The organism is Neisseria sp. P0021.S006 (genome assembly GCF_051956895.1).
This window is the reverse complement of record NZ_JBQCWZ010000136.1, coordinates 1-2,424: the sequence shown is the minus strand read 5'-3', so window position 1 is coordinate 2,424 and position 2,424 is coordinate 1. Positions and strand designations below refer to the sequence as shown.

The window sequence follows — 2,424 nt, the reverse complement described above, 5'->3', positions numbered from 1 at the left end:
CGCCACACGATACCGAACAAACCGAGCTGCTGCTGACAGGCTACGGCTACACGCGCCGATTGTTGGAAGACTTGCTGCCCGACTCCGACGTATGGGGCGGCGACGGCGTATTGCATTTGAATTTTGATGACGGCGAACGCAAACGCAATCAAGCCTTGGGTTTGCAACACCAGCATAAGCACCTCTACCGCAGCGTATCCGCCGAAGAGGCTGCGCACATTACAGGCATAGACGTATTTTCAGACGGCCTTTACTGGCCGCAAGGCGTATGGCTGAATCCGCCCGCCGTCGTGCATACCTTATTGAATCATCCGCTGATCGAGTTGCACGAACACTCGCCGCTGACCGCAGTATCGCATGACTGCACACAATGGACGGCACACACGCCAAACGCGCATTTCAATGCCAGCCATATCGTTTACTGCATGGGCGCGCACAGCCCGAATGCCGCCGACACCAACATCTCTGCCCTGCCTTTCCGCCAAATCCGCGGTCAAACCGGCGTTGTGTCTGCCAGCCCGTTTTCACAAAAGCTGCGTTGCGCCATTTCCGGAGAAAGCTACATCAGTCCGAGCTGGCAAGGCCGCCACTGCTACGGCGCGACATTTGTCCTCAACAGCAACGATGAAACTTGGTATCCGCACGAAGAAACCGAAAACCGCGCCGCTCTGCAACAGCTCAATCCCCCATTGGCACAATCCCTATTTGAGCAAGATTCGTTTTCAGACGGCCTTCAAGACACACAAGGCCATGCCGCCCTGCGTTGCGACAGCCTAGACCACTTGCCCGTTGTCGGCGCACTCGGCGACATCGCCGCCATGCAGTCCGCCTATGCCAAGCTGGCATTGGACAAAAACTACCGCCTCGACAATATCCCCTGCCCTTACCTGCCCAATGCCTACATCAATACGGCACACGGTACACGCGGACTGGCGACAGCCCCCATCTGCGCCGCCGCCATTGCGGCCGAAATACTCGGCTTGCCGCACCCACTATCGCAAAGACTGAGAACCGCGCTGCACCCCAACCGCGCCATCATCCGCGCGATTGTTCGGCAGCAGCCGTTGTTATCCGTTTAAAGATTTCGTTTTAAATAAAAAAGGCCGTCTGAAAGTCATCAAAACTTTCAGACGGCCTTTAGCTATCCGTTAACTGCTTAGAATTTCCATTCCAGCGATACGGCGTAATTGCGGCCTGGGGCGCGGTAGCGGTCTAAGCCTTTGCCATCGCGGTCAACCCCGTTGGTGGTGCTGTAGCTGTACCAACCTTCCTTTCTGTTCTAATTACCTTAGAACTTAGCTTCAAGTGTAAAGTTGTAACTTCTTCCTGGTGAAGAGAAACGCTCTATACCTGCATGTGTCTTATTATTAACACGATTAACTGTACCAAATTCGCGGATGCTGCGCAGCGATTCCCAAGTATAGTATTTTTTGTTGCCGATGTTGTACGCACCGGCGCGCAGGGTGAAGTATTTGCCCAAGTTGACGTAGCCTGTCAGGTCGAAAAGCGTATAGGCTTTGCTGTGCTTGGCAAATGGCCATGGGTTGTTCAAATCATCACTGCTGTGAACGGTGTCAGACGGTTTTTTAGCTGCGGTGTGTGTCAGGTACGCATTGATACCCCAGCGTTTGGAGGGAGCATCGTAGCCCAAATTGTAAACGGCAGACCACGGGGAAAGGGCGTTAATCGGGATTTCCTGTCCGTTGGTTTGTTTGGCTTTGCCTTTGATGTAGCTGACATTAACACCTGCGTGCGTGCCTTGCGGCAAACCGATGCTGTCAAGGTTCCATGTGCCGTTAAATTCCAAACCTTTCACCCATGCGGAGGAACGGTTTTGGTTTTGCCAAACGGGTGAGCTGACCAATGCGGTACCGTCGGAAATCGGCGCGTAATTAGGGCTGTTGGGATTATCGGAAGATACGCCCATGTAGGTCAGTTCGATAAAGTTGCGGTAGCGGGTTTGGAAGCCGGAGAGTTTAAAGTTTCCGGCTTTGCCACTGCCGGCAAGTCCCAGTTCGAAGTTTTTGGCGGTTTCTGCCTTAAGGTTAGGGTTTGCTTTAAGGTAGAAGTCAGGATGCGGGAACAATAGCCAGGTTTCGTCTGAAGTCGGCGCGCGGAAGCCAGTGCTATATTTTGCCAAAAGATTCAGACGCGGCGTGAATTTCCAGTCTAATCCTAAACCGTAGCTGAAACCGCTGTGTTTACGCTCGCTGCCAAGATAGGGGATTTGACCGCGGATGGCAGGGGTATAGTTGGGGTTGTCCTTGGCTTTGCTGCTGCTGTTGTCGTAGCGAAGCCCGGCATTGAGGCGGTATTGGCTGCTGTCGCCGAATTGGAAGGTGTTGTTCCAGTAGGCAAAACGGTTTTTGGACGAGCTTTCGACCAGCATAGTCAATTCTTGGTTGTTGGACGTTTGGTATTTCG

Annotated in this window: 2 protein-coding genes; one reads left to right on the top strand and one right to left on the bottom strand. The window is 53.2% G+C overall.

Annotation, left to right across the window (positions count from 1 at the left end):
• A partial coding sequence (gene mnmC / locus ACTHUM_RS11585) for an FAD-dependent 5-carboxymethylaminomethyl-2-thiouridine(34) oxidoreductase MnmC (RefSeq protein ID WP_440402933.1) occupies nucleotides 1-1,079 on the top strand: 1,079 nt, incomplete at its 5' end.
• A 209-nt stretch (nucleotides 1,080-1,288) separates the two neighbouring features.
• Here the strand turns inward: mnmC and ACTHUM_RS11580 are convergent.
• A partial coding sequence (locus ACTHUM_RS11580; RefSeq protein WP_440402932.1) for a TonB-dependent receptor domain-containing protein occupies nucleotides 1,289-2,424 on the bottom strand: 1,136 nt, incomplete at its 5' end.